The organism is Adhaeribacter swui (genome assembly GCF_014217805.1).
In the GTDB taxonomy this organism is placed as follows: domain Bacteria; phylum Bacteroidota; class Bacteroidia; order Cytophagales; family Hymenobacteraceae; genus Adhaeribacter; species Adhaeribacter swui.
Genome location: NZ_CP055156.1, coordinates 1,066,329 through 1,089,876, shown reverse-complemented (window position 1 = coordinate 1,089,876; position 23,548 = coordinate 1,066,329). Strand labels below are relative to the sequence as shown.

21 protein-coding genes are annotated in these 23,548 nt (G+C 44.3%); 17 read left to right on the top strand and 4 right to left on the bottom strand.

What is annotated here, in order from left to right:
- Positions 1-106 precede the first annotated feature (106 nt).
- The gene (locus tag HUW51_RS05565; RefSeq protein ID WP_185273002.1) at positions 107-514 is read right to left on the bottom strand and encodes a DoxX family membrane protein; all 408 of its coding nucleotides are present in this window, start codon (positions 512-514) and stop codon (positions 107-109) included.
- 202 nt (positions 515-716) lie between these two features.
- On the opposite strand from HUW51_RS05565, the gene HUW51_RS05560 reads away from it, so the two are divergent.
- From HUW51_RS05560 to HUW51_RS05540, 5 genes are all read left to right on the top strand, one after another.
- The gene (locus tag HUW51_RS05560) at positions 717-1,574 is read left to right on the top strand and encodes a helix-turn-helix domain-containing protein (protein ID WP_185273001.1); all 858 of its coding nucleotides are present in this window, start codon (positions 717-719) and stop codon (positions 1,572-1,574) included.
- A 140-nt stretch (positions 1,575-1,714) separates the two neighbouring features.
- Complete coding sequence (locus tag HUW51_RS05555; protein WP_185273000.1) at positions 1,715-2,314, top strand: DUF417 family protein; 600 nt, start codon at positions 1,715-1,717, stop codon at positions 2,312-2,314.
- 72 nt (positions 2,315-2,386) lie between these two features.
- On the top strand, positions 2,387-2,926 hold the full coding sequence (locus HUW51_RS05550; protein ID WP_185272999.1) for a carboxymuconolactone decarboxylase family protein: 540 nt from the start codon (positions 2,387-2,389) through the stop codon (positions 2,924-2,926).
- A gap of 382 nt (positions 2,927-3,308) precedes the next feature.
- Positions 3,309-4,853: an aldehyde dehydrogenase family protein gene (locus HUW51_RS05545; protein ID WP_185272998.1), complete on the top strand. Its 1,545-nt coding sequence runs from the start codon at positions 3,309-3,311 to the stop codon at positions 4,851-4,853.
- A gap of 315 nt (positions 4,854-5,168) precedes the next feature.
- Positions 5,169-5,924, top strand: coding sequence for a hypothetical protein (locus tag HUW51_RS05540; protein WP_185272997.1), 756 nt, complete (start codon positions 5,169-5,171; stop codon positions 5,922-5,924).
- A gap of 240 nt (positions 5,925-6,164) precedes the next feature.
- Here the strand turns inward: HUW51_RS05540 and HUW51_RS05535 are convergent, their stop codons facing one another.
- Together HUW51_RS05535 and HUW51_RS05530 are read right to left on the bottom strand one after the other, a co-directional pair.
- On the bottom strand, positions 6,165-7,082 hold the full coding sequence (locus HUW51_RS05535; protein ID WP_185272996.1) for a helix-turn-helix domain-containing protein: 918 nt from the start codon (positions 7,080-7,082) through the stop codon (positions 6,165-6,167).
- 90 nt (positions 7,083-7,172) lie between these two features.
- Positions 7,173-7,946, bottom strand: a complete 774-nt coding sequence (locus HUW51_RS05530) for an SDR family NAD(P)-dependent oxidoreductase (RefSeq protein WP_185272995.1) — start codon at positions 7,944-7,946, stop codon at positions 7,173-7,175.
- A gap of 347 nt (positions 7,947-8,293) precedes the next feature.
- Between HUW51_RS05530 and HUW51_RS05525 the strand changes: the two genes are divergently transcribed.
- From HUW51_RS05525 to HUW51_RS05485, 9 genes are all read left to right on the top strand, one after another.
- The gene (locus HUW51_RS05525) at positions 8,294-9,040 is read left to right on the top strand and encodes an SDR family oxidoreductase (protein WP_185272994.1); all 747 of its coding nucleotides are present in this window, start codon (positions 8,294-8,296) and stop codon (positions 9,038-9,040) included.
- Between the two features lie 120 nt (positions 9,041-9,160).
- Positions 9,161-10,093, top strand: coding sequence for a helix-turn-helix domain-containing protein (locus HUW51_RS05520; protein WP_185272993.1), 933 nt, complete (start codon positions 9,161-9,163; stop codon positions 10,091-10,093).
- Between the two features lie 93 nt (positions 10,094-10,186).
- Entirely contained in the window at positions 10,187-10,951 is a 765-nt protein-coding gene (locus tag HUW51_RS05515; protein WP_185272992.1) for an SDR family NAD(P)-dependent oxidoreductase, read from the top strand.
- A 202-nt stretch (positions 10,952-11,153) separates the two neighbouring features.
- Positions 11,154-12,056, top strand: coding sequence for an NmrA family NAD(P)-binding protein (locus tag HUW51_RS05510; RefSeq protein ID WP_185272991.1), 903 nt, complete (start codon positions 11,154-11,156; stop codon positions 12,054-12,056).
- An 8-nt stretch (positions 12,057-12,064) separates the two neighbouring features.
- A complete protein-coding gene (locus HUW51_RS05505; protein ID WP_185272990.1) occupies positions 12,065-12,985 on the top strand; it encodes a helix-turn-helix domain-containing protein in 921 nt (306 codons plus the stop codon).
- A 923-nt stretch (positions 12,986-13,908) separates the two neighbouring features.
- A complete protein-coding gene (locus HUW51_RS05500) occupies positions 13,909-14,283 on the top strand; it encodes a GntR family transcriptional regulator (protein WP_185272989.1) in 375 nt (124 codons plus the stop codon).
- Complete coding sequence (locus tag HUW51_RS05495; protein WP_185272988.1) at positions 14,280-15,167, top strand: slipin family protein; 888 nt, start codon at positions 14,280-14,282, stop codon at positions 15,165-15,167. The genes HUW51_RS05500 and HUW51_RS05495 overlap by 4 nt, the downstream gene beginning before the upstream one ends.
- Positions 15,168-15,500: 333 nt before the next feature.
- Entirely contained in the window at positions 15,501-16,034 is a 534-nt protein-coding gene (locus HUW51_RS05490; protein ID WP_185272987.1) for a hypothetical protein, read from the top strand.
- A gap of 87 nt (positions 16,035-16,121) precedes the next feature.
- The gene (locus tag HUW51_RS05485) at positions 16,122-17,048 is read left to right on the top strand and encodes an RraA family protein (RefSeq protein WP_185272986.1); all 927 of its coding nucleotides are present in this window, start codon (positions 16,122-16,124) and stop codon (positions 17,046-17,048) included.
- Between the two features lie 880 nt (positions 17,049-17,928).
- Here HUW51_RS05485 and HUW51_RS05480 read toward each other — a convergent pair.
- On the bottom strand, positions 17,929-19,437 hold the full coding sequence (locus HUW51_RS05480; RefSeq protein WP_185272985.1) for a catalase: 1,509 nt from the start codon (positions 19,435-19,437) through the stop codon (positions 17,929-17,931).
- 299 nt (positions 19,438-19,736) lie between these two features.
- Here HUW51_RS05480 and HUW51_RS05475 point away from each other — a divergent pair, with 299 nt between their 5' ends.
- The 3 genes from HUW51_RS05475 (at position 19,737) to HUW51_RS05465 (ending at position 23,490) form a co-directional block, all read left to right on the top strand.
- A complete protein-coding gene (locus HUW51_RS05475; RefSeq protein ID WP_185272984.1) occupies positions 19,737-20,672 on the top strand; it encodes a hydrogen peroxide-inducible genes activator in 936 nt (311 codons plus the stop codon).
- A 437-nt stretch (positions 20,673-21,109) separates the two neighbouring features.
- Positions 21,110-21,877 carry an MBL fold metallo-hydrolase gene (locus tag HUW51_RS05470; RefSeq protein WP_185272983.1) on the top strand — a complete coding sequence of 256 codons (768 nt, stop codon included), beginning with the start codon at positions 21,110-21,112 and terminating at the stop codon, positions 21,875-21,877.
- Between the two features lie 158 nt (positions 21,878-22,035).
- Positions 22,036-23,490, top strand: coding sequence for an MBL fold metallo-hydrolase (locus HUW51_RS05465; protein WP_185272982.1), 1,455 nt, complete (start codon positions 22,036-22,038; stop codon positions 23,488-23,490).
- Positions 23,491-23,548 lie beyond the last annotated feature (58 nt).

Here is a 23,548-nt window from a genome sequence, read left to right as displayed (position 1 = left end):
CGGGCAAACCGTTAAACTTAAATTAAAAGCTAATAACCTAAGCTTACCACTGGCCAGGAACCGGATGATGAACAGACCTGATGAGAAAGTTCTGGCTGCCCCAGTATCAACCTCGGGCATTATTTTTAAAAATTACATGATCCAGCGCCCAGGTGTTACTTTGGGTAAAATTTAGTAAGCCGGCCAAAAAAGCCACGTGAATGAGTTGCGAGGGCAAAGCATCCCAGTTTTCGAGGAGGCAAGTGCCAAAAATTAAAAAAATCATCATCCAGGCGCCGGCCATTAAAGCGGGGCGGGTAAACAGGCCCAAAACCAGCAATAAGCCAATTACAAACTCGGCAATAGGTAACAAATAACTAAAAGGCGTTACCAGAAATTCGGGGAGCATGGATTTCGCAAAAAGCCCCACCATCCATTGGCTAAAGGTTGCCAGTTTGGGCAAGCGCACCAGGCCGTGCCCCAGTAAGCTCATGCCAATGGCTACCCGGAATAATAAGAAAGAAGTTTGATTCATATTTTTTAAATTTAAAAAATTATATCCGCAACCAGCAAGGGTCTAAACCATCCCGCAAGTCATCCAAAATCAGGTTAATTTCTCTGGGTGGATGTCGTGCAAAGTAAAGATATTTGCGGAGCTGCCGGAAGTAAACTTCGGGTAAAATACGCTCGCCGGCCAGTAGTTGTAATTTCCGGTAAGCATTCTTAAGTTAATTCTAATGAAAAAAGCGCTTCTACGAGGAAACGATTTGTTATTTGGCTTAAACCCGGACAGCGCCAGTGTGTTTCAGAAGCCGGTTCAGTTTGCCGAATACACTTGGTTGTTTATCGCGGAAGGCACCGGTATTTACCACGCCGATTTTGCGGTTTTCCCAGTTAAAGCGCCGGTGCTGGTTTTTGCTACGCCTTTGCAGCAAATTTTTATGGAGCAGCAAACCCCGGTGCAGCTAACGGCGCTGCAATTTCACGGCGACTTTTACTGCATCGAGTACCACAAAGTACAGGTAGCCTGCAACGGACTCCTTTTTAATAATATTTACCTGGAGCCGTGCGTAAAGCTTACGGTGGCCGAAGCCCGCATATTTCAGCAATTATTACAAGACTTAAATGCCGACTTTGATCCGCAACGCCCCGATGAAACGGTGTTACGTTCTTATCTGCAGCTTTTACTGGCCAAATCGAGCAGCATTAAACTACGGGCTTTAGCCGAACCTCCGGTTTTAAAAGAACAGGATGAGCTCATGAACCGGTTTAAAGATTTACTGGAGCAGCATTTTTTATTTTTACATAAGCCCGCGGATTACGCCGAACTACTCGCCATAACCACCAACAGCCTGAACAAGCGCAGCAAAAAGTATTTCGGCAAAACACCCTCGGAACTGATCCAGGAACGGCTGATTCTGGAAGCTAAAAAGCAACTGCATTTAACCCGTTTAAGCATCAAAGAAATAGCCTATAAGCTACAATTCAACGATGAGTTTTATTTCAGTCGGTTTTTTAAAAAATTTACCCACGTATCGCCCCAGGCTTTTCGTGATCTAACGGGTATTTCGGTGGTAGCGGATCTGGTGGCTTGAGTTTTCTTTATTTTTTAAATTTTTGACTGGGTTACCAGTGGCGGTTTTGTGCAGGCTTTGTCCCGATTTGTCCATGTTCGGGTGGCGGTAGCTGCATTACCTTTGTGTTGTTCTTTTAATAATCGCAAAAGCATAGCAACATGAAAAATCAATTAATACAACAAATAGCCCGTTTAGACCAGCTAGGTAAATCAGCGGTTCGCTTCGGTATTGTCGTGGTATTTCTATGGATTGGCGGCCTCAAGTTTTTTACTTACGAAGCCGACGGCATTGTTCCTTTCGTGGCCAATAGTCCGTTTATGTCGTTTTTCTACAATTACCCCCAGGAATATAAAAATTACCAGAACAAAGAAGGGGAGTTGATACCGGCCCATCACGCGTGGCATATTCAAAACAATACCTATGGTTTTTCTTACGGTTTAGGCTTATTTCTGATAACAATAGCCGTTTTGGTGGGCCTTTATAAAGTAGCGCCTTTAGCCAGTATGGTGGGGAGTCTGTTGGTTTTTATTATGACGCTGGGCACGCTTTCTTTTCTGGTAACCACCCCCGAAAGTTGGGTGCCGCACCTAACGGATGAGCACCACGGCTTCCCTTATCTGAGCGCCCGGGGTCGGCTGGTAATTAAAGACCTTGTGATTTTGGGTGGCGCTTTAATTACCATAAGCGAAACGGCGCAAATTTATCTAGCCAGATTAAAGGAGAAATCCTTAAAATTAAAACTTTCTCCGGCTCGCTAAGCATCTTTCTGGCAGCATGCTTAGGCACTCTATCGCATTCAATAATGAATTAGTATTTAAAAATTTTAAAAAATGAAAACGATCAACGTTCCTACTGCGGAACAGGTAAGTCCCGAATCGCAGGAGATATTTGCGCAGTTAACCAAACGGCTGGGTAAAGTGCCGAATTTATATGCTACCATTGGTTATTCCGGCAATGCACTAAAAGGCTTTCTGGATTTTGAAGCCACCTTAAACAAAGGCAGCTTTAGCGCCAAAGAACGCGAAGCCATTGCCTTGGTAGTGTCGGAAGTAAACCACTGTGCTTACTGTTCAGCCGCTCACACCCAAGCCGCTTTAAAGTTCCGGTTTACTTTAGAAGAAACCCTGGACTTCCGACGCGGTACTGCCACCGACGATAAACTACGCGCTATTGTACAACTTGCCAAAGCCATTACCGAAACCAAAGGCCACCCAGATGCGGCTCTGGTCGATAACTTCTACGCCGCTGGTTTTAATGAAGCAAGTTTAATTGAACTGATTGGCCTGGTAACTGTTCGCATTTTCACCAACTACGTTTTTGCCGCTACTCAAATACCAGTAGATTACCCGGCCGCCTCAGAGCTGGTTTAAGAGAAGTGAAAAGACAGAAATAAGTTAGAGAAGCGCCATTATTGAAGTCTTTGTTATTTAGTTGTTATTTGATGCATCAATCAGGAGGAACCTATTTGGCTACGTAGCGAAACGGGTCCCTCCTGATTGACCGGATTTTTTTTACCTCCTGCCAAACCAGAAATTAAGGCTTCTTACCTTGAATAAAAGGTATTTTTAAATTAATTGCTCTTGCAGATAGCTCACTCCAAGTAAATTATTCGCAAATTCTATTTGAAACTGATTCTCAAATTCATGTACTTGGCGAAAAATTTAAAAAATTGTAAGAGCTTGACGGGTTTAGGGTAATTTAATCGCTACCGCTAAGCTTTTTTCTAATTGCTACACCGAAATTAAATAGACTATGGCAAAAATTGTTTCTCCGCAAGTTGACTTCGCCGAACTAATCCGGCAGGTAAAGCAGGTAACCCCCGAAATTTATGACCAACAGGGAAATTACCTGAACCTTTTAGAAGGTCGCTGGCAGGAGCCGGGCACTCCCCGGGAATTTGTATCTCCCATTGATGGCTCCGTACTGGGCAGCCTGCCTTTTCTGGATAAAGCTACCGCGCTGCGGGCCGTACATGGCGCCCATCGCGAAGCAGCCGATTGGTGCCGCGTAGACCTGGACGAACGCAAGCAACACGTGCAGGATTGCCTCGACCAACTCCGCGATAACGTGGAACTGATTGGCAAATTGCTCATGTGGGAAATTGGTAAAACCTACAAACTAGGCTTTACCGACATCGACCGCTGCATTGATGGCGTGCAGTGGTACGTGGATAATATCGAAGAAATGCTGGGCCGCCGGGAGCCCCTGGGCGTGGTTTCCAACATTGCTTCCTGGAATTACCCCATGTCGGTGCTGATGCACGCGGTACTGGTGCAGGTACTTTGCGGCAATGCCGCCATTGCTAAAACGCCTACCGACGGTGGTTTTATCTCCTTAAGCGTAACTTTTGCCATTGCCCGACGTTGCGGTTTGCCCGTAACTTTGGTTAGTGGCTCCGGTGGCGAGTTAAGCGATGTACTGGTAAAAGACCAGGCCATTGAATGCCTTTCTTTTGTAGGCGGACGCTATAACGGCCGCAACATTGCCGATGCCTTGGCTTCGGTGCACAAACGCTACATGCTCGAAATGGAAGGCGTGAATACCTACGGCATCTGGAATTTCTCGGACTGGAATAGCCTGGGCGACCAACTTAAAAAAGGCTACGATTACGGCAAACAACGTTGCACCGCTTACGTGCGTTTTGTGGTAGAGCGCCGCTTGTTCCCGCAATTTTTAGAAACGTATTGGAACGCTATCCGCAGCCTCAAAATTGGTAATCCTACTCTGGTAGATAACCCCAATGATAAATTGCCCGACTTGCATTTTGGCCCGGTAATTAATAGCCGCCAGGCCGAAGACCTGGATCGTTTGTACGCCGATGCGCTTAAAACCGGTGCTACGCCTTTCTACGAAGGTAAACTGGATGATTCGTTATTCTTACCCGATCAGGACCGTTCGGCGTACCGCGCACCGCGGGCTTTGGTAAACTTGCCGCGCCAGAGCGAGTTGTACTTTAAAGAACCGTTCGGCCCAATTGATTCGGTAGTTTTGGTTGACCGGGTAGAAGAACTGGTAGGCGAAATGAATATTTCCAACGGAGCCTTAGTAGCGGCCGTAGCTTCCGACGACACCAAATGGGCGCAACGCACTGCCAAAGAAGTACGGGCCTTTAAAGTAGGCATCAACAAGCTCCGTTCCCGCGGCGACCGCGAAGAAGTATTCGGTGGCCTCGGCGAATCCTGGAAAGGTGCGTTTGTAGGCGGTAAGTTATTAGTAGAAGCCGTTACCCAAGGTGCCCCCTCCGAACCCGTACTGGGCAACTACCAGGACGCAACCTTGCTGCCGGAGAAAATTTAGATTTTAGCGGAAGCTTAAAGCTTGTTGCATGCTGGTTGTGCGGACACAACCAGCGGCACAGGCTATTTCTTCACGGACAATTTTCAGGAAAGCCCTTGGTTTAGGAATTGTTTCTGATATAATTGCTTTTATACTGAAAATTTTAAAAAATATAAAACCTGGGGTTAGCTTAATAGCTGGTTCCAGGTTTTTTGTTACTGGGTATTTCTTGAAAGAATAAATATGTAGTATATTTTAATCTGGTTACGTTTATCCAGCTAACGGGTGGTGGATATATGTACCTATGACGTTTAGCAGTAAGTTAGCCATTATTTTATGAAAATAAATTACTTAACAATAATCCTGCTCCTTCTAGCAAATTTTGCTTTTGCTGACGAACAGCGGCTGACAACCCTTTTTAAGTCTGAAAACGGAAAATTCACCTTACAATATTCTAGAAAGCTTTGGAAGCTAAAAAATGAACTAGGGAAGACTTTATATTCAATAGAAGATAAGGGTTATACAAGTATGACTATTTTTGTTTCTAATGACGGAGAAAGGCTTGTAGTTTTTGACGATTTTATGGAAGGTCATAGAATTGGTCAAAGAATGGGAATAGTTTTTTTTAAAAATGGTATCCAAGTAGACTCTTATAAATTAACAGATTTAGTAACTGACACTTGTAATGTGTCTCAATCTATATGGCATTTAACCTGGACCTTAGATGATTTTAAGCTAATTCAGTCAGACTCTGTCTTTTCTATTGCCACCTATGAATTTAATGAAATAGAATTTGATACTTATACCGGGCAGATAATAAAAAATAAAAAACCAGAGCCTTTTGATAAGAATACTCTAATAGTAATTGGTGAATTCAAGAAAGGTGAATCAAGTAAATGTACTATGAGTATTGTAAAATACATTTATGGTTCTTCACAGCCAAATGACAAAATAACTTTTATTACGGAATCATTTGGCTTAAGAAAATGGGAAAGAACTTTAATGATAAAAGGTGGAATTGATGTAACTCCAGAAAGATTCAGAAAAAGTTTTATTGGAAGTACTTGTTGGAATAAAAAAGCTAATGGTTAAAAAAATATAAAAGTACATAAACGCACCATAGCGCACTATGGCGCGGAAGTTACTTCCGTGCCTAACTCACTTTAACTAAATTTCATTGGAATAATGCGTCATTGCTCCTGCACAACGTTCACTTCCTGTTTGCCTATTTTTAAATAATCTGTGTTTACCGGCAGCATTTACCTAAACAAGCAACCGCATGTGATTAGTAGCATTGTGCCTGATTCCAGAACCCAGCTATTAATAGCAATTCTAGTTAAACGCGGCTTTAAATTGCACCGGCGATAGCTGGGTTTTTATTTTAAAAAGCCGGCTAAACGATTGCGGGTGCTCAAAACCTAGTTGATAAGCCACTTCGCTGATGGTTAAATGGGTGGTAGAGAGTAATTCTTTCGATTTTTCAATCAGCTTTTGGTGGATGTGCTGTTGCGCGTTCAAGCCGGTGAGGGAGCGTAGCATATCGCTTAAATAATTGGGAGTGTAATGCAAGTTTTCTGCCAGGTACTGTACTGTGGGTACGCCTTGCGTGAGCGGCTTTTCCTCCTCGAAATACGTATTTAGCAGTTCTTCTAATTGTTGCAGCAAATCACTGGTAACGGCTTGGCGGGTTAAAAACTGCCGTTTATAAAAGCGTTTGGCATAGCTCAGTAGCAACTCAAACTGGGCAATAATCACCTCGTGGCTAAAGTCATCGATCCGGCTATGTAATTCTTGCTGAATGATGGTATAAATAGCCTGCATGGTGGCTCTTTCGGGCTCCGAAAGATGCAGCGCTTCGTTGCTCCCGTACGAGAAAAAACCGTAATTTTTAATTTTTTTGGCCAGGGGATACCCTTGCAGAAAATCCGGGTGGACGATGAGTGAATACCCAATACTATCCTTGTAGCTTTCGGTGCTGCCGATGAGTTGATTGGGAGCGGTAAATAAAAGACTGCCTTCATCAAAATCGTAATAGCCCTGCCCGTACTGGAACTTGCCCCCCAGTTTAGTAATAAAAGAAGCTTTATAGAATCGGGAAACGTAACTAACCGGTAACCGGCTAAAATCAATTTGCTCTCGGGTACCATCCAGCAACGTAATTAAGGGATGAACCGGCCCCGGCAGACCCAGCATGCGGTGTATTTCCGGGATAGATTCCAGGTTAGGTACTTTTGCGGTTTCGCTTTTCATAATGAAAGATAAGAAAGATGACCGGCAACTGTTTGGGCAGCCGGTCATAAATTTAAAAATCAGCTAGTTTTCATAAGCATTTTGCAATAACTACCACGGCAGCGGGCCATCCGGACCGGTAAAGCTGCCGGTCGGGCCATCGGTTTCCAGGGCTACCCGGATTGGTTCGCGCGAGCCTACTTCTACCGAATCGGTGCCCTGGAAATTATTCAGCGCTGTGGCCGTAAAGCCGGGGCTGGTAGCATTAACCTTAATGTTTTCTTTCTCCAGTTCAATAGCAAAAGCCAGAGTAACCGCATTAAGGGCCGTTTTGGAAGCGCCGTAAACTACCCCGAAATGTTCCCGGGCCCAGCAAGCCGGGTCCGAAAGCCAGGTGAGGGAACCCAACGCACTGGATACATTTACAATCCGGGCAGCCGCTGATTTCCGCAGCAAAGGCAGCATGGCTTGCGTAACGGCTATAACGCCAAATACGTTCGTTTCCCAAACCGTCCGGACTTCGTCCAGCGAGGCTGTAGTGGCTTTGCCCGCCACGGTGGTTTCTTCCAGGGTGCGGCCCGGCTGACCAGCGTGGGAAATACCGGCATTATTCACGAGCAAATCTAAACGCCCTTGTTCTTCTTGAATTTTCGCGGCCGCCGCGCTGATGCTCGGTTGTTGGGTAACGTCCAATTGAATCGCTCGCGCCTGGCCGCCTATTTCCGTAGCGGCTTTTTCGCCGTTGCTTAAGTTACGCGACCCGACGTAAACGATATACCCGTTTTCGGCAAGCGCTTTCGCAATCTGGTAACCTACTCCCTGGTTCGCGCCGGTTACCAAGGCAACGGGCGGGTTGTTTGTGGATGACTTTATTTGATTTTCCATAAGATGATTAATATTTCAGTAATGCAAAGGTCGGAGTTTAGGGTAGTACCAATCCTAACCAAATCAAGGACATTCGTAACTAAAACGGAAAATACGCGCTCACCGGATAAGCAGTTTAGGCAAGTAACTCTGCCAAAATCAACTGAAGCATTGTTTGATGTGGAATTCGGAAAGTAAATTTTACTATATTCCTTTAATGCACTCTTGCTTTATAAACTTTATAAACTTTGTATTTTTTAAATTTTAAAAATGTGGAATAAATAGTAGTCTATGGTATCGAAGAACTATAGTGAGAATGAGGAAAAGAAGTAATTTAAGGGAGGAAAGTGCAAACTGAAAATAGCTACATGGATAAAACAATTCTGATAACTGGAAGTAGCAGAGGCATTGGAGCTGCAACCGCTTTGTTAGCTGCAAAACAAGGTTATAACGTTTGTGTAAATTACTTGCAAAATAAAACAGCCGCCGAACAAATTGTGGATTCCATAAACCAAAGGGGGGGGCAGGCCATTGCGTATAAGGCAGATGTATCTTCTGTAGCAGATGTAACTGCGCTATTTAATAAAATAGATAAAGATTTCGGAAGATTAACAGCCTTAGTAAATAATGCAGGTATTCTGGAAGCACAATCGCGAGTAGATAACATGGATGTAGAGCGGCTTACCCGAGTGATAAACAGCAATATTATTAGTTACTTTTTATGCTCGAAAGAAGCAATTAAACGGATGTCAACTCTTTATGGTGGTAAAGGTGGAGCCATCGTAAATGTTTCTTCTATTGCCGCACGAACCGGTTCCCCTAATGAATATGTAGATTATGCTGCTTCGAAAGGTGCCATTGATACGCTTACATTTGGGCTTTCAAAAGAAGTAGCTGCAGAAGGAATAAGAGTAAATGCCGTGAGGCCAGGATTTATCTATACGGATATTCATGCAAGTGGCGGAGAACCCGATAGAGTAAACCGGATAAAAAGCTCCTTGCCCATGAAAAGAGGGGGCCACCCCGAAGAAGTGGCAAAAGCAATATTGTGGTTATTATCCGACGAAGCCTCTTTCTCAACCGGAACAATTATCGACGTGACCGGAGGTCGCTAAACTATGCCGCCGATTAATGGTTCTGAAATGCCCAAAAGGAAGTAATTGTTATTTCCTTACATTTTAAAGCTCCGCTTGCCCGGTATTTACTATATTTGATTTTCGCAAAACAGTTGTAAAATGACAGGCATTGCTTCGTTGCAGGACTTTTACCGGGAAATGGGTTTTGTAGCCAATAACCAACTCGAAACCATTTTGCCCGACGGCATTAATAAAGAAATCGGACACTTTAACGTTTTTAATATTGCCAGCACCCGGAAGAAGTTGAAGGAAACTAAAGAAATGCCTTACAACCGGCGTACTTATTACAAAATAAGCCTGATAAACGGCCATAACCGTGCCGAGTACGCCGACAAAACCATCGACATCCGGAAGCACGGTTTATTGTTTGCCTCGCCCAAAGTGCCGTACAACTACCTGCCGCAAGACGAAAACCAGTCGGGGTACTTTTGCATTTTTACCCACGAGTTTCTGGCAGCTTCGCGGAGTGGCGTAATTCTGGATGAACTGCCTATTTTTAAGCCAGGCGGTTACCCGGTTTTTGAATTAACCGAGAATCAGGCCCAAGAACTAAAACAGTTGTACGAGAAAATGTTCCAGGAACTGGCCTCAGACTACCCGTATAAATATGATTTATTGCGCAATTATGTGTTAGAGTTAATCCACTACGGCCAGAAACTGCAACCCGATATTGCCCAGTATAATTCCCATAATGCTACTGCCCGCATTGCCGGTTTGTTCGTGGAATTGCTGGAACGGCAGTTTCCGATAACTTCACCGGGACAGCAACTGGAACTGCGGGCCGCCAAAGATTACGCCGAGCGGCTAGCCATTCACGTGAACCATTTAAACAAAGTTTTAAAAGAAAACACCGGCAAAACTACCACCGATTTTATTAGCAGCCGCCTGGCCCAGGAAGCCAAAATCCTGCTCAAACAAACCGATTGGAACGTGTCGGAGATTGCGTATTCTTTGGGGTTTGAAGAAGTAGCGCATTTTTCTAATTTTTTTAAAAAACAAGCTGGTCTGTCGCCGCTGGCTTTCCGTTCCTGAACTACCGATTTGATTTTTGCAAATAATGGATTGAAACGCGCAAACACCGGACCGGCAAATTGCGCCAACTTTGTAGTATAAAAATTTAAGAAAATGGCTACAAATAATAAAATAGCCTTAGTAACCGGCGGGAGCCGCGGACTAGGCAAAGACATGGCTCTTAGTTTAGCAAAAAAAGGCATCGATGTGGTGCTTACCTACCACAGCAACCAGCAGGAAGCTGAAAAAGTAGTATCGGAAATACAAACTTTGGGGCAGCAAGCCTATGCTTTTCAATTAGATGCCGGCAACATTCCATCGTTTGATGGTTTTCTGGAAAGAGTAACCACTCATTTACAAGAGCAAACCGGCAGCCCTAATTTTGATTTTTTAATTAATAATGCCGGCACCGCGCTTTACGCTAATTTCGCCGAAACCACCGAAGAACAGTTTGATACGGCCTTAAACATTCACTACAAAGGCGTGTTTTTCTTAACGCAAAAAGCTTTGCCTTTCTTAAATGATGGCGGTCGCATTATTAATATTTCGTCGGGATTGGCGCGTTTCTCTAATCCGGGTTCATCGGCGTATGGCTCCATGAAAGGTGCCGTGGAAGTGCTTACCCGGTATTTAGCCAAAGAATTAGGTTCGCGTGGCATTGCGGCCAACGTAGTAGCTCCCGGACCTATTGCCACCGATTTTGGCGGTGGCCGGGTGCGCGATAACCAAGAACTAAATGACCACTTATCCAGTTTAACTGCGCTGGGCCGGGTAGGCGTAGCCGAAGATATTGGCGGCGTTGTCGCCTTTTTATGCACCGAAGAAGCCCGCTGGATTAACGGTCAACGCATTGAAGTTTCGGGCGGCGTGAATTTGTAAATTTTTAAAAGTACGGCCACTTACCAAGCTTTACTGCCAAAGAGTTGCCGGGGAATTTGCCTCGGCAGCTCTTTTGTTTTACGTTGCTTACGCTGTAATTACTTCCTGAGGTAGTTAAGAAACGGCTACAACAACCACAGATTTGGCTACACTGGCTTTTTAGTAACTGCAGAAATTTGCAGAAACTAAAAAATTTAAAAAAATGAAAATTGTAGTAACCGGCTCTTTAGGCCACATCAGCAAACCACTTAGCCAGGAATTAATCCAGAAAAAACACACTGTTACCGTTATCAGCAGTAACCCGGAAAAACAAACCGAAATTACCGCGTTAGGTGCCACCGTCGCCATTGGCTCTTTAGAAGATGTTGCTTTTTTAACCGCTACTTTTACCGGGGCCGATGCCGTGTATACCATGATACCGCCCAACAATTACTTCGACCCGAACCTGGATTTGTTAGGGTACTACCGCCGGTTGGGCCAAAACTACGCGCAGGCAATTAAGCAAGCAGGGGTAAAGCATGTAGTGAACCTAAGCAGCATTGGTGCCCATTTAGAAAAAGGCAACGGCATTTTGCGCGGCGCGCACGATGTAGAGCAAATCTTAAACGAATTACCCGCAACTATTAGCATTACCCACCTGCGCCCGACTTCTTTCTATTATAACTTATACGGCTATTCCGAAATGATAAAAAACCAGAACCTGATTGTTGCTAACTACGGAGCCGACGATGTAATTCCCTGGGTTTCTACGGTAGATATTGCCACGGTGGCCGCCGAAGAACTGTTAAATACCCAAACCGGTAGAAAAGTACGTTATATAGCCAGTCAGGAAGCAAGCGGCAACGAAACCGCCAAGGTTTTAGGTGCAGCCATCGGTAAACCCGATTTAAGATGGATTTTAATTTCTGATGAACAAACGCTGGCTGGTTTAACCGCCATCGGCATGAACCCCGAAATTGCCGCTGGCCTGGTAGAAATGTACGCCGGTCTGCATACCGGTTTACTAGCCGAAGATTATTACCGCAACCGACCAGCCGAAATGGGGGAAGTTAAACTAACTGATTTTGCCCGGGAATTTGCGGCCGCTTTTCAGCAAATTAAGTAACTTGTGCTATGGCAACCACACAACCTCTCCGCTTTAAAACCATCAGCGAGTACCACCAGAAAATGGGACTTTCTAAACCGGAGCATCCTTTAATTAGTGTAATCGATATGAGCATGATGCCGGTTTGGGCGGGGCAAAGTCCGCAAAACTTAGTGTTGGATTTTTATTCGATTGCCCTGAAACGCAATTTTAATATCAAGTTTAAATACGGGCAGCAGCAATACGATTTCGACGAAGGTATTTTGTTTTTTATCGCGCCGGGGCAGGTGTATGGCATCGAAGCCAGTTCGGACCAAGAAGTAAAACGCTCGGGGTGGATGTTACTCATCCATCCCGACTTTTTATGGAACACGCCTTTAGCCAAAACCATTAAACAATACGAGTACTTCGACTACGCGGTAAATGAAGCCTTGTTCCTCTCGGAAAAAGAAGAAGCTACCATGACCAATCTCCTGCAAAACATAGCCCAGGAGTACCATTCTAATATTGATAAGTTTAGCCAAAACGTAATTATTGCGCAATTGGAGTTATTGCTCACGTATGGCGAACGGTTCTACCACCGCCAGTTCCTCACCCGCAAAATCACCAACCATCAAATTCTGGATCGACTGGAAGAAATTTTAAATAATTACTTCAACAGTAATACCTTAACCGAAAAAGGCTTACCCACCGTGCAATTTATTGCCGAAGAACTGCACGTTTCGCCCACTTATTTAAGCAGTTTACTAAAAGTTTTAACTGGCCAAAGCACCCAACAACACATTCACGATAAACTCATCGAAAAAGCCAAAGAAAAACTTTCCACCACGGCTTTATCCGTCAGCGAAATTGCTTTCACTCTGGGCTTCGAACATTCCCAATCGTTCAGCAAATTATTCCGCAGCAAAACCAACCTTTCTCCCCTGGAATTCCGGCAATCTTTTAATTGAGACGAAGCTCCATTTAAAATTTGTAATTATGAATTAGAAATTAGAAATTAGAAATGACTTCTTCTGGTTACTTCTCTTTAATGTTTTTGCAACTTTTTCCTACTATGGTGCGGACTTGCGCTATGGCGCGGATTTACTTCCGTGACTTGCTTGCTATCCGAGTAGTTAATTCTCGTTCGCATAGCTGGCTGAGTAGCTGTGTTTTCTAAGTGAAGTTGTTTCATTGCTGAGGTATTTGTTCTTTTTGTCTTGATACAAAAAGAACCAAAAAAATCAAGACGCTAAAAACTCGCTGAACGCTCAAACAGTTTAGCGTCAACTCATGCACTTGGCTAAGGCTACTTGTTGCATAGTAGATTAGGAAAATTTTAAAAAATTAATAAGTTCTATTTACCCAGTCCATGCTACTCTCCACAATGTCATTCAGGAGGAACCTATTCTGCTACGTAGCAGAATAGGTTCCTCCTGAATAGCGCAAGATGAAGAACACGCAAAATATCTCTCAACCAGGAAAATATATTTGATCAAAAAGCGCAAATACTTTCCATTCCCCTAGTAAAATCTTAAATCTCCTTCTTTTCTAAAAGAGCACAATAGCCGCAGCTAAGCGCGACTGACATCAGTTTGGCTGTTGAGGGCCTTTTAGCGATTCGGTTTTGCGCAGCAAAATTCCGCAGCGGAGCGAGGAAAGATTCGCTAAACCGCCCGAAACGGCCAAACGCGGCCCGCCGGCCATGAGGCAAACTCAGCCCGTTCAAGCAAGATAGAACCTAGGCATGGAGACGGGAACCGGCTCCAAAAAAAAACACAACCTCCCATCTCAACTACTCAAAATATTTTATATCAATTATTTGCAAACAAAATTAAATCTTGTACGTTTGTACTATACATATAATACATTATTATATTGTAACAATAGGATAATGATTGATTTTAAACTAGACCCAAAATCTGGTTCGCCCTTTTACCGGCAGATCATCGACCAGATAAAATTTGGCATTGCGGCCGGCAACCTGAAAACCGGTGAACAATTGCCCACAGTTCGGGCTTTGGCCGTGGATTTAAAAGTAAACCTGAACACCGTTGCCAAGGCTTACAAAGAACTGGAAATTCAAAATGTATTGGCTACTCAACAGGGTACCGGTACTTTTATCAGTGACATTAAAATTGAAATACCCACCTCAGAAAAACAGAACAAACTGCAGGAAATCTGCAGCGAGTTTTCGGCCATTGCCTTTAGTTATGGCTTTTCGGTGGAGGACATGATTCAACAACTTCAAAAATTAAAAAGCCGATGAAAACAAATATCGATAGATGGTGGAATCCGATTTCCGCTACCGTGTTAATTGTGTTGCTAGCCATTTCGGTGACATTGTTGTATTTTCAAATAATTCACCCGGTTGGGGTGGTGGCGCTCGTGCTGCTTTCGTTTTTTGTAGCCCGGGCCATAAATATTGCCAACCAATGGGAAAAAGCCGTGGTTCTGCGGATGGGGAAATACCAGGGTTTAAAAGGGCCCGGTATCTTTTTTATTATTCCTATCATCGACAAAATAGATAACTACATCGACCAGCGGGTGCGGGTAACGGACTTTAAAGCTGAACAAACCTTAACCAAAGATACCGTGCCGGTAAACGTAGATGCTGTGGTGTATTGGACTGTGTGGGACGTGGAGAAAGCGGCCTTAGAAGTGCAGGAATATGAAACCGCCATTTACTACATTGCCCAAACTGGCTTACGCGACATGATCGGGAAACACGAATTGGCCGATTTACTGCAGGAACGCGATAAGGTGGCCGAAGACTTGCAACAAATCATGGACCACCATACCAATTCCTGGGGCATTACCTGCCAGAATGTGGGCATCAAAGACATTGTTATTCCGCAAACCCTAGCCGATGCCATGAGCAAGGAAGCCCAAGCCGAACGGGAACGACGCGCCCGGGTTATTCTGGGAACCGCCGAAACTGAAATTGCCTTTAAGTTTGCCGAAGCCAGTGAGCAATACCGCAACAACCCGGTAGCTTTGCATTTGCGGGGAATGAACATGCTATTTGAAGGTTTGAAAGAAAAAGGCTCCATGGTAATTGTACCCAGCTCTGCCCTCGATTCTATGAATCTAGGCGCGATGGGCGGCATAGTATCGCTCGCTAAAGCCAACGAACTGGAAAAAACAACTTAGCGCTTCGTTTAATTAAAAATTATGAATTAGAAATTAGAAATGAATATATGCCTAGTCCACCCACTCTGGCGCAAGTCTTGTAGGCCTTTCCTCTAAATTTCTAAGGAACAAAAATAAAATAAAGTAAATCTGCATCTTTTATAAAGGTCATTCAGGAGGAACCTATTTAGCTACGTAGCTAAATAGGTTCCTCCTGAATGACTAATTGCTATATCTTGTTTAACCTACTAAATACAGCATTTCTAAAATGTAATTTTTGAATGGCTTAACACTCGCCTTTGATAAACTTCTTTAACCACAATTTTCCCTACCTCACCTCTTAAATGCAAAATCATGAAGCGCCTTTATTTCCTAATACTACTTTTATTGGTTAGCACCTTCACGTTTGCTCAACCCACTAATTATTTAACCATGGTACAGCAAAAAATGCAGGCTTTAAAATGGGTGACTGGTAAATGGCAAGGTACGGTTTCAATTATGGGCGCCGATGGCAGCAGACAAGAATACAAACAAGCCGTGGAGTTTACGCCTAAATTAAAAAGCTCTATGCTCTTGTTTACCGAAGCGGCCAACCGGGGGCAGGATACCGTTTTCCAGAATATAGGGATTTTTGGCTATGATGCTCTTAAATCTAAATACACGATTCAGGCTTATACTAATGGTGGCATGCAAATACAGGCCGATGTAGAAGTACAGTATAAGAAAATGATTTGGCGACTTCCTCTAGCAAACTCCCTGATCCGGTATACCATTACTTTAAACGAAAAAGGGCAATGGCACCAGGTAGGCGAAGGCAGCGGGGATGGCGGTCAGAACTGGACTCTCTTCTTTGAATCCAAGCTAAGCCCCGTGAAAAATCAGAAATAAACCCGAAATGGTAATTTTTAATGGCGCAATTCTTATTTTTAAAGTTTTGATGGCGACCCATTTGCTTAAATTACCAATTACTAACCTATGAAAACAAAGATTACCATTGTTTTAGCCCTGTTAATTGCTTTATTTTTTAAAAATCCGCTGCTGGCGCAAACTATTTCCAAAGAAGAGCTTACCTATTTGACCTCCGATTGGAAAGGCGAACGTTTTCCGGATGGCCGACCTAAACTGCCAGATAATTTGCTGGAGCGGGCCAAGCTTATTATGATCGACGATGCCTGGAGCGTTTTAAAAAACGAGGGCTACGTAAACCAGTTTGAAGGCAACTGGAAAAGCGTGAACGATATGCCCATGACCGGTCGGGCGGTAACGGCCATGTACCTGCCCAGCCGCCCCGATTTAGAAAAACAAATCAAAGACCGGGGCGCCAAACAAGGCCGCAAAGGCAATACCAACGCCTGGCCCATTGATATTCTCGCCAAAGGTGATTTGTACGTGGCCGATGCTTTCGGTAAAATAAGTGGGGGCGGTATTATGGGTGCAACCTTAGCTAATTCGATTATTAGCAAATCAGGCAACGGGGTAGTTTTTGATGGCGCCGCCCGTGATTTACAGGAACTTCGCCAGATTAAAGGCTTTAACGCCGTAGTGCGCGATTTTCACCCGTCCTACACCGAAGAAATGATTTTACAAGGGCTCAATACGCCCATTCGCATTGGCCGAGCCGTGGTGCTACCCGGCGATTTAGTGATTGTGCAACCCGAAGGCGTTCTTTTTGTGCCGGCTCATTTGGCGGAACAAGTAGTGAGTACTTCAGAATTCGTAATCCGGAAAGATAAGTTTGGTTTTGAAATGGTGCGGACCGGCAAATACAGTACCGGCGAAATCGACAGCCAGTGGCCCGACAAAATCAAAGATGATTTCTTAAAATGGCTCGAAAAACACCCGGAACTAGGCAAAATGACCCGCCCGGAATTAGATAAAGTGATGAGCAAAAGAACGTGGTAGCTTTTGGCGCGGTGCTTAATTAGAAATTAAGTCTAAGTACATTTGCCAGCTCTGGCGCTTCTATGGCGCGGATTTACTTCCGTGCCTTGCTATTCGAGCAATAGATTCTTGTTCGCATAGCTAGAGCTGGTGCATTATTTTTTAGTGAAGTTGTTTCATTGCTAGTGTATTTGTTCTTTTTGTCTTGACACAAAAAGAACCAAAAAAATCAAGACGCTAAAAACTCGCTGAACGCTCGAACAGTTTAGCGTCAACTATTGCACTTGGAATGGCTGCTTGTTGCATAGTTGGAGAGCAGAATTTTAAAAAATTTATTTTTTTAAATTCTGTTATTAACACTTTCCAACGTGTCATTCAGGAGGAACCTATTTTGCTACGCAGCAGACTTGATTCAGTTAGTAATAACCTGTTATCATACCCCTACGCTGGCTCAAGCGTCCTCGCTCGTGTTTTACCAGGTGGTAGGCCTCTGGCCGGGCAAACTTACAAACGCTTCTAAGAAGAATAATTATTATCCTTTGGCGCAAGTCTAAACACAGTAAAGTATACCCAATAAACAAAAGCCAGTCTCCTGACTGGCGAAACTTAACTTCGGTTGGGCTAGCTGGCACTAGTGGGATTGTTGACGACATTGATTAATAATTGCCACCCGTCAGGCAGGAGACTGACTTGTGTTCAAGAGCACCAATGATGCTCCGCTGAACACTAACGCTACATGGGAAGGTGGTGCTAGATAGAATCGCAGAAATTTTAAAAAATTACCAGGCTGACGCTTAAATCATGAGATCTCCCTGTAATTATGGCAACGCAGGTAAACAGAAAAAGGCGGGAGATGCTCCCGCCTTTTAATTATATATGAAGTAAGGTAAAGTTAAAGCTACTAGTTACCGGTAATGGCGTGTTGCATGGCCTGACTTTCGATATCGACGCCCAAACCTTTGGCAATCGCAATCCCTAAAGAAATATCCGCCCGGAAGAAATGACACAACTGGCGGTTGATAATCAAGGTGCGTTTTTCGCCGCTGATACCGCTCATCGCCCCGACGATGTTGTTAATCGTCGCTTTTTTCTCGTCGTCGGTCATTAACCGGAACAAATCGCCGGGTTGGGTGTAGTGGTCATTTTCGCCTTCACCGTTCCGATCGAACCAGCCGGCAATCGAAGAATCTAATTCCTGGGCGGGTTCTTTGTATTTTTCGTCGGCGTAAATACCATCAAAGCTGTTCGGGAAATAGTTCGGAGCCGCACCGCCATTACTATCGTAGCGCATGGCGCCATCGCGTTGGTAATTGTTTACGGCAAACGGGCAGCGGTTTACCGGCAGTTGTTCGAAGTTCGCGCCAATACGGTAACGGTGCGCATCGGGGTAGGACAGCAAACGACCTTGCAGCATACGATCCGGCGAATAGCCAATGCCATCTACCACGTGAGCCGGGGCAAAAGCCGATTGCTCTACGTCGGCAAAGTAATTATTCGGAATGCGGTTTAATTCCAGAATACCTACATCGATCAGCGGGAAATCTTTCTGCGACCAAACTTTTGTTAAATCAAACGGATTCCATTTGTAGGTTTTGGCTTCAGCCTCGGTCATAATCTGGATTTTTAAAGCCCACTGCGGGTAGTCGCCGCGGTCGATGGCTTCTACTAAATCGCGCTGGGCAAAATCCGGGTCAACGCCCTTCATGGCGGCGGCTTCGCTGTTGGTGAAATTTTTAATGCCTTGTACCGTTTTAAAGTGGAATTTCACAAAGAAACGTTCGTTTTCGGCGTTGATAAACGAGAACGTGTGCGAGCCAAAACCGTGCATGTGGCGGTAGCCATAAGGCGTACCTCTATCGCTCATTAAGATCATTACCTGGTGCAAGCTTTCCGGATTAAGGCTCCAGAAATCCCACATCATGGTAGCGCTTTTGGTGTGCGTGCGCGGGTCGCGTTTTTGGGTATGAATAAAATCCGGAAATTTTTTCGGGTCTTTAATAAAGAATACTGGCGTATTGTTGCCTACTAAATCCCAATTGCCATCTTCGGTGTAAAATTTAATTGCAAAACCGCGCGGGTCGCGTTCGGTATCAGCGGAGCCGTTCTCGCCGCCTACCGTAGAAAAACGCAAAAACAAAGGCGTTTCTTTGCCGATTTGGCTGAAAACTTTAGCGCGGGTGTACTTGGTAATATCGTGGGTAACCGTAAATTTTCCGAAAGCCCCACTACCTTTGGCGTGCACTACGCGCTCCGGCACCCGTTCCCGGTTAAAATGCGCCAGTTTCTCGTGCAGAATAAAATCTTCTAACAAAATAGGGCCGCGTAGGCCCACGGTTTTGGAGTTTTCATGCTCCGCGTAAGGAATACCCGAGGCAGAGGTAAGTTTGTGGTTTCTTTCTTTTTCTTCCATTTTTAAATAATAGGCTTATAAAGGCAGGTAAAGTGTTTTGTTAGTCGATAGTCGATAGACCATGGTCCACCGTCTACAATTATTTTCTTCAGCCAAGGATTCAAATTGATCTTCTCGCCTCTTTTATCCGCTGATGATGCACAAAGGTGACAAGGGTAAACTCATAAATCAAATCGATAATTTTTAACGCTTGATAGATTTTGTTTATATTAGATCGCGGATTTATGCGGATCAATTTGATTGCGCCGATGCTGAAACTCCTCATTTCTAATTTTTAATTTTTAATTTCTAATTTATTTATGACTCTCGTTCAGTTAGAATATGTGGTAGCGGTGGATACGTACCGGCACTTTGCTACAGCCGCGGAGAAAAACTTTGTAACTCAGCCTACCTTAAGCATGCAGATTCAGAAGCTGGAAGACGAGTTGGGCGTGAAGATTTTTGACCGGAGCAAACAGCCAGTGGTACCTACCGAAGTAGGGGAGGCTATTATTCAGCAGGCACGTTTGGTTTTAAGCCAGAGCCAGGTTATCCAGGAAATAATTCGGGATAAAAAAGGCGAACTAGCTGGCGAGCTGCGGTTAGGCGTAATACCTACTCTGGCCCCGTACTTGTTGCCTTTGTTTCTGAAGAGCTTTCTGCAAAAGTATCCCAAAGTAAAGCTGCGCGTAACCGAAATGACCACCGAGAACATGGCCACCGACCTGAAGAAGAATAAACTGGATGCGGGTTTACTGGTAACGCCTTTGCAGGATAATTCATTAAAAGAGCAGGTTTTATTTTACGAAGAGCTCTTGGCGTATGTATCCCATTCCAATGCGTTGTACGAGAAAAAGTACGTGCTACCCAATGATATTGATCTCGAAAAGCTGTGGCTCCTGGAAGAAGGGCATTGTTTTCGGTCGCAAATTTTAAATTTATGCGAGCTTCGCAAGGCCTTACCCGACGGAAAAACCTTTGAATACGAAGCCGGCAGCATCGAAACCCTGCGCCGCATGGTAGAACAGGATAACGGTATTACCATTATTCCGGAACTGGCCACCTTGGATTTAAGTGTACCCCAGCAAAAGTTAGTCCGGCACTTTAACGCGCCTGCGCCGGTGCGCGAAGTAAGTCTGGTTACCCACCGCGATTACGTAAAAAAACGCCTAATTGAAGTGCTTAAAACCGAGATTCTAGCCGCTTTGCCGGATAAAGTTAAACAGAATAAAAACGAACGGGTTATTACGATTTGAAAGTTAAACGCTAGACACTAGACATTGGATATTAGATGTTGGTTGTTAGATATTCGATGTTGATTGTTGAATGTTGAATGTTGGAGGTTAGATATTCGGCTTTTATAGTTGATTTGGTAAAATTATTTACTAAATATTTATTAGAGTAGTTGTCATTTTAAAAATTAGTAATAAACGTCGCCAGGGGTGGTGTCCTTACCACCCACACTGGATAGCTTCATAAATTATTGGGTTTAGTTTAACGGTACAATTCCGGGGATACAGCGCGCAAGTACAATTTTCGGAACGATAAAAATGTAATATTTTAAAAAACAGAATTTCCACAACCGGATTTTTAGCCCATCATTAAAGTAGCCGGAAGCCCTGCTTGTATAACAACAAAATACTTTGCTTCGCCTAAATGGTTTTAATTTAGCAACCTAAATAAAACATGTAATATGACATCCCCAAATAGTATTCAGTTAGTCCGGAATGCGACTTTAATCTTAAACTACGCCGGCGTAAAAATTTTAGTGGACCCGATGCTCATGCCCAAAGACACCATTGATCCTTTTGCTGGCAAAGCCCGTAACCCGCTGCTTGATTTGCCGATAAGCGTTGAGGAAATTATAAAGGACGTAAATTTGGTGCTGGTAACCCATACCCACCCCGACCATTTTGATGCGGTAGCAAGCCAGGTTTTAAGCAAATCCATAGATCTAGTGAATCAGCCTGCCGACGAGGAATTTTTTAAAAAAGAGAATTTTACCAACGCCCAAACGGTACAGAACCAGCTCATTTTTAAAAATATCCGTATTTCCCGGACGGGCGGGCAACACGGCAGCGGCGAAATTTTAAAACGCATGGGCAAGGTATCGGGCTTTGTGTTACAAGCCGAAAATCAGCCTACTATATATATTGTAGGGGATAGCATTTTTACCGAAGAGATCGAGCAGAATATTCAAAAGTTTAAGCCAGATTATATTATTACTAATTCAGGCGGAGCCGCTTTTCCCGGGTTCGAAGAAACACCTATTTTGATGGATGAAGACCAAACCATGGCGCTGCTAAATGCCAGCGGCGAGGCTAAAATTATTGCCGTACACCTCGAAGCCCTGGATCATTGCCTAACCACCCGAGATTCTCTCCGCCAAAAAGCCACTGAATCAAATATCCGAGAAGGCCAACTACTCATTCCGCGGGACGGGGAAACAATTGAACTTTAGATTCTAAAGCAACCCGAATCCTTAACCGAACGTCGAAATAAAAGCAAAAGAATTATCCTGAAAATAAGTTCGTACCTTTAAGTATTCATCCAGTAGCCATAAAAAGCAAAACAGATGAATTTTTAAAAAATGTACGAGCTATCAGTTTGTTTTGATAAATGGAAAGAAGAAAATTTATAGCTAATCTGGCTGGTATGGGTTTGCTGTCGTTGGTGAAGCCGGGTCAGTTGCTGAGTAAAACCGTGGCAGTTGCCAGTAATTACGTAATCGAGCAGTTCGAAGATAAAGGACTGGCGCATTATTCGTACGCGGTGCTGGCGGATAGTAAAATGGTAGTCATCGACCCGCAACGAAATCCCCAGGTTTATTATGATTTTGCCCAAAAGCACAACGCCCAGATTATTGGCATCATCGAAACGCACCCGCACGCCGATTTTGCCAGCGCCCACCTGGAAATGCATCAAAAATTAAACGTGCCGATTTATGCCAGCAGCCTCACCAAACCCAAATACCCCGCTACGGCTTTCGACGAAGGCCGCACGCTGAAGCTATCGGATTTGGTAGGTTTACGCTCTATTTATACGCCGGGGCACGCGCCGGACCACATTGCGGTAGTATTATATGAAAGCGGCAAAGACCGGGCGGTATTTTCCGGTGATTCTTTGCTGATCGGCGACGTAGGCCGTCCGGATTTGCGCGATTTTTCAAAAAACGCAGATGCACAGCGGCAACGACTGGCCGAAATGATGTACGATACCATTCACGAAAAATTTGCTAAACTGGAAGATGATGTGCTGCTGTACCCGGCGCACGGTGCGGGTTCTTTGTGCGGCCGGTCTATCCGGAAAGCCGCCAGTTCTACTGTGGGCTACGAAAAACAGCATAACTACGCTTTCGAAAAAAGAACCAAAGCCGAGTTCGTGAACTTGCTGCTGAGCGATCAGCCATTTATACCCAAGTACTTTCCCTACGCGGTTGGCCTGAATATTACTGGAGCTCCGGAGCTAAAAGCTAGCCTGGCTAAAGTAAAACACCTACCCAAAAATCACCAACCCGAAGCTAAAGCCTTGATTATTGACAGCCGGCCAGCGGCAACTTTTAAGGCTTCGTATTTAACCAACGCCATCAACATTCAAGGAGGCGGGGCTTTCGAAACCTGGTTGGGTAGCATGGTAGCGCCCGAATCTGAATTTTATTTGGTGGCCGCGGATGATGAGAATCTGCAAAGTGTTATAAAAAAGGCAGCAGCTATTGGCTACGAATCTAAAATAAAAGGCGCTTTTGTGTACGATGCCACCAACGGCAACCAGTTTACTACTTTTGATAAAAGTACTTTTAATCCGGAAGAAAACAAGTATACTTACCTGGATGTAAGAACCATCAAAGAAGTAAACGAAACTACCGTTTTTAAAAACAGCATTCATATACCACTGCACGAATTAACGCAACGCCTCACCGAAATCCCGAAAGATAAACCCATTTTGGTAAATTGCGCATCTGGGTACCGGTCGGCTACGGCCAGCAGTATTTTAAAAAAACTGCTGCCCAACGTGCAGATTTATGATTTAGGGGCAGCCGTAACGGAATATAAAAAGCCGGTGGCCGAAAAATAAAATTAATCTTTAAAGTCCGCGCCTGTTCTGGCTATATAACCGGAACAGGCGCGGATTT

What these genes read in the sequence shown, in the direction of transcription:
- HUW51_RS05530 (WP_185272995.1), bottom strand. Translation starts at nt 7,946, where the DNA reads ATGGAAAATCAAATAAAGTCATCCACAAACAACCCGCCCGTTGCCTTG.
- HUW51_RS05550 (WP_185272999.1), top strand. Translation starts at nt 2,387, where the DNA reads ATGAAAACGATCAACGTTCCTACTGCGGAACAGGTAAGTCCCGAATCG.
- HUW51_RS05555 (WP_185273000.1), top strand. Translation starts at nt 1,715, where the DNA reads ATGAAAAATCAATTAATACAACAAATAGCCCGTTTAGACCAGCTAGGT.
- HUW51_RS05520 (WP_185272993.1), top strand. Translation starts at nt 9,161, where the DNA reads ATGACAGGCATTGCTTCGTTGCAGGACTTTTACCGGGAAATGGGTTTT.
- HUW51_RS05545 (WP_185272998.1), top strand. Translation starts at nt 3,309, where the DNA reads ATGGCAAAAATTGTTTCTCCGCAAGTTGACTTCGCCGAACTAATCCGG.
- HUW51_RS05465 (WP_185272982.1), top strand. Translation starts at nt 22,036, where the DNA reads ATGGAAAGAAGAAAATTTATAGCTAATCTGGCTGGTATGGGTTTGCTG.
- HUW51_RS05565 (WP_185273002.1), bottom strand. Translation starts at nt 514, where the DNA reads ATGAATCAAACTTCTTTCTTATTATTCCGGGTAGCCATTGGCATGAGC.
- HUW51_RS05485 (WP_185272986.1), top strand. Translation starts at nt 16,122, where the DNA reads ATGAAAACAAAGATTACCATTGTTTTAGCCCTGTTAATTGCTTTATTT.
- HUW51_RS05480 (WP_185272985.1), bottom strand. Translation starts at nt 19,437, where the DNA reads ATGGAAGAAAAAGAAAGAAACCACAAACTTACCTCTGCCTCGGGTATT.
- HUW51_RS05560 (WP_185273001.1), top strand. Translation starts at nt 717, where the DNA reads ATGAAAAAAGCGCTTCTACGAGGAAACGATTTGTTATTTGGCTTAAAC.
- HUW51_RS05515 (WP_185272992.1), top strand. Translation starts at nt 10,187, where the DNA reads ATGGCTACAAATAATAAAATAGCCTTAGTAACCGGCGGGAGCCGCGGA.
- HUW51_RS05490 (WP_185272987.1), top strand. Translation starts at nt 15,501, where the DNA reads ATGAAGCGCCTTTATTTCCTAATACTACTTTTATTGGTTAGCACCTTC.
- HUW51_RS05505 (WP_185272990.1), top strand. Translation starts at nt 12,065, where the DNA reads ATGGCAACCACACAACCTCTCCGCTTTAAAACCATCAGCGAGTACCAC.
- HUW51_RS05500 (WP_185272989.1), top strand. Translation starts at nt 13,909, where the DNA reads ATGATTGATTTTAAACTAGACCCAAAATCTGGTTCGCCCTTTTACCGG.
- HUW51_RS05525 (WP_185272994.1), top strand. Translation starts at nt 8,294, where the DNA reads ATGGATAAAACAATTCTGATAACTGGAAGTAGCAGAGGCATTGGAGCT.
- HUW51_RS05475 (WP_185272984.1), top strand. Translation starts at nt 19,737, where the DNA reads ATGACTCTCGTTCAGTTAGAATATGTGGTAGCGGTGGATACGTACCGG.
- HUW51_RS05470 (WP_185272983.1), top strand. Translation starts at nt 21,110, where the DNA reads ATGACATCCCCAAATAGTATTCAGTTAGTCCGGAATGCGACTTTAATC.
- HUW51_RS05540 (WP_185272997.1), top strand. Translation starts at nt 5,169, where the DNA reads ATGAAAATAAATTACTTAACAATAATCCTGCTCCTTCTAGCAAATTTT.
- HUW51_RS05495 (WP_185272988.1), top strand. Translation starts at nt 14,280, where the DNA reads ATGAAAACAAATATCGATAGATGGTGGAATCCGATTTCCGCTACCGTG.
- HUW51_RS05510 (WP_185272991.1), top strand. Translation starts at nt 11,154, where the DNA reads ATGAAAATTGTAGTAACCGGCTCTTTAGGCCACATCAGCAAACCACTT.
- HUW51_RS05535 (WP_185272996.1), bottom strand. Translation starts at nt 7,082, where the DNA reads ATGAAAAGCGAAACCGCAAAAGTACCTAACCTGGAATCTATCCCGGAA.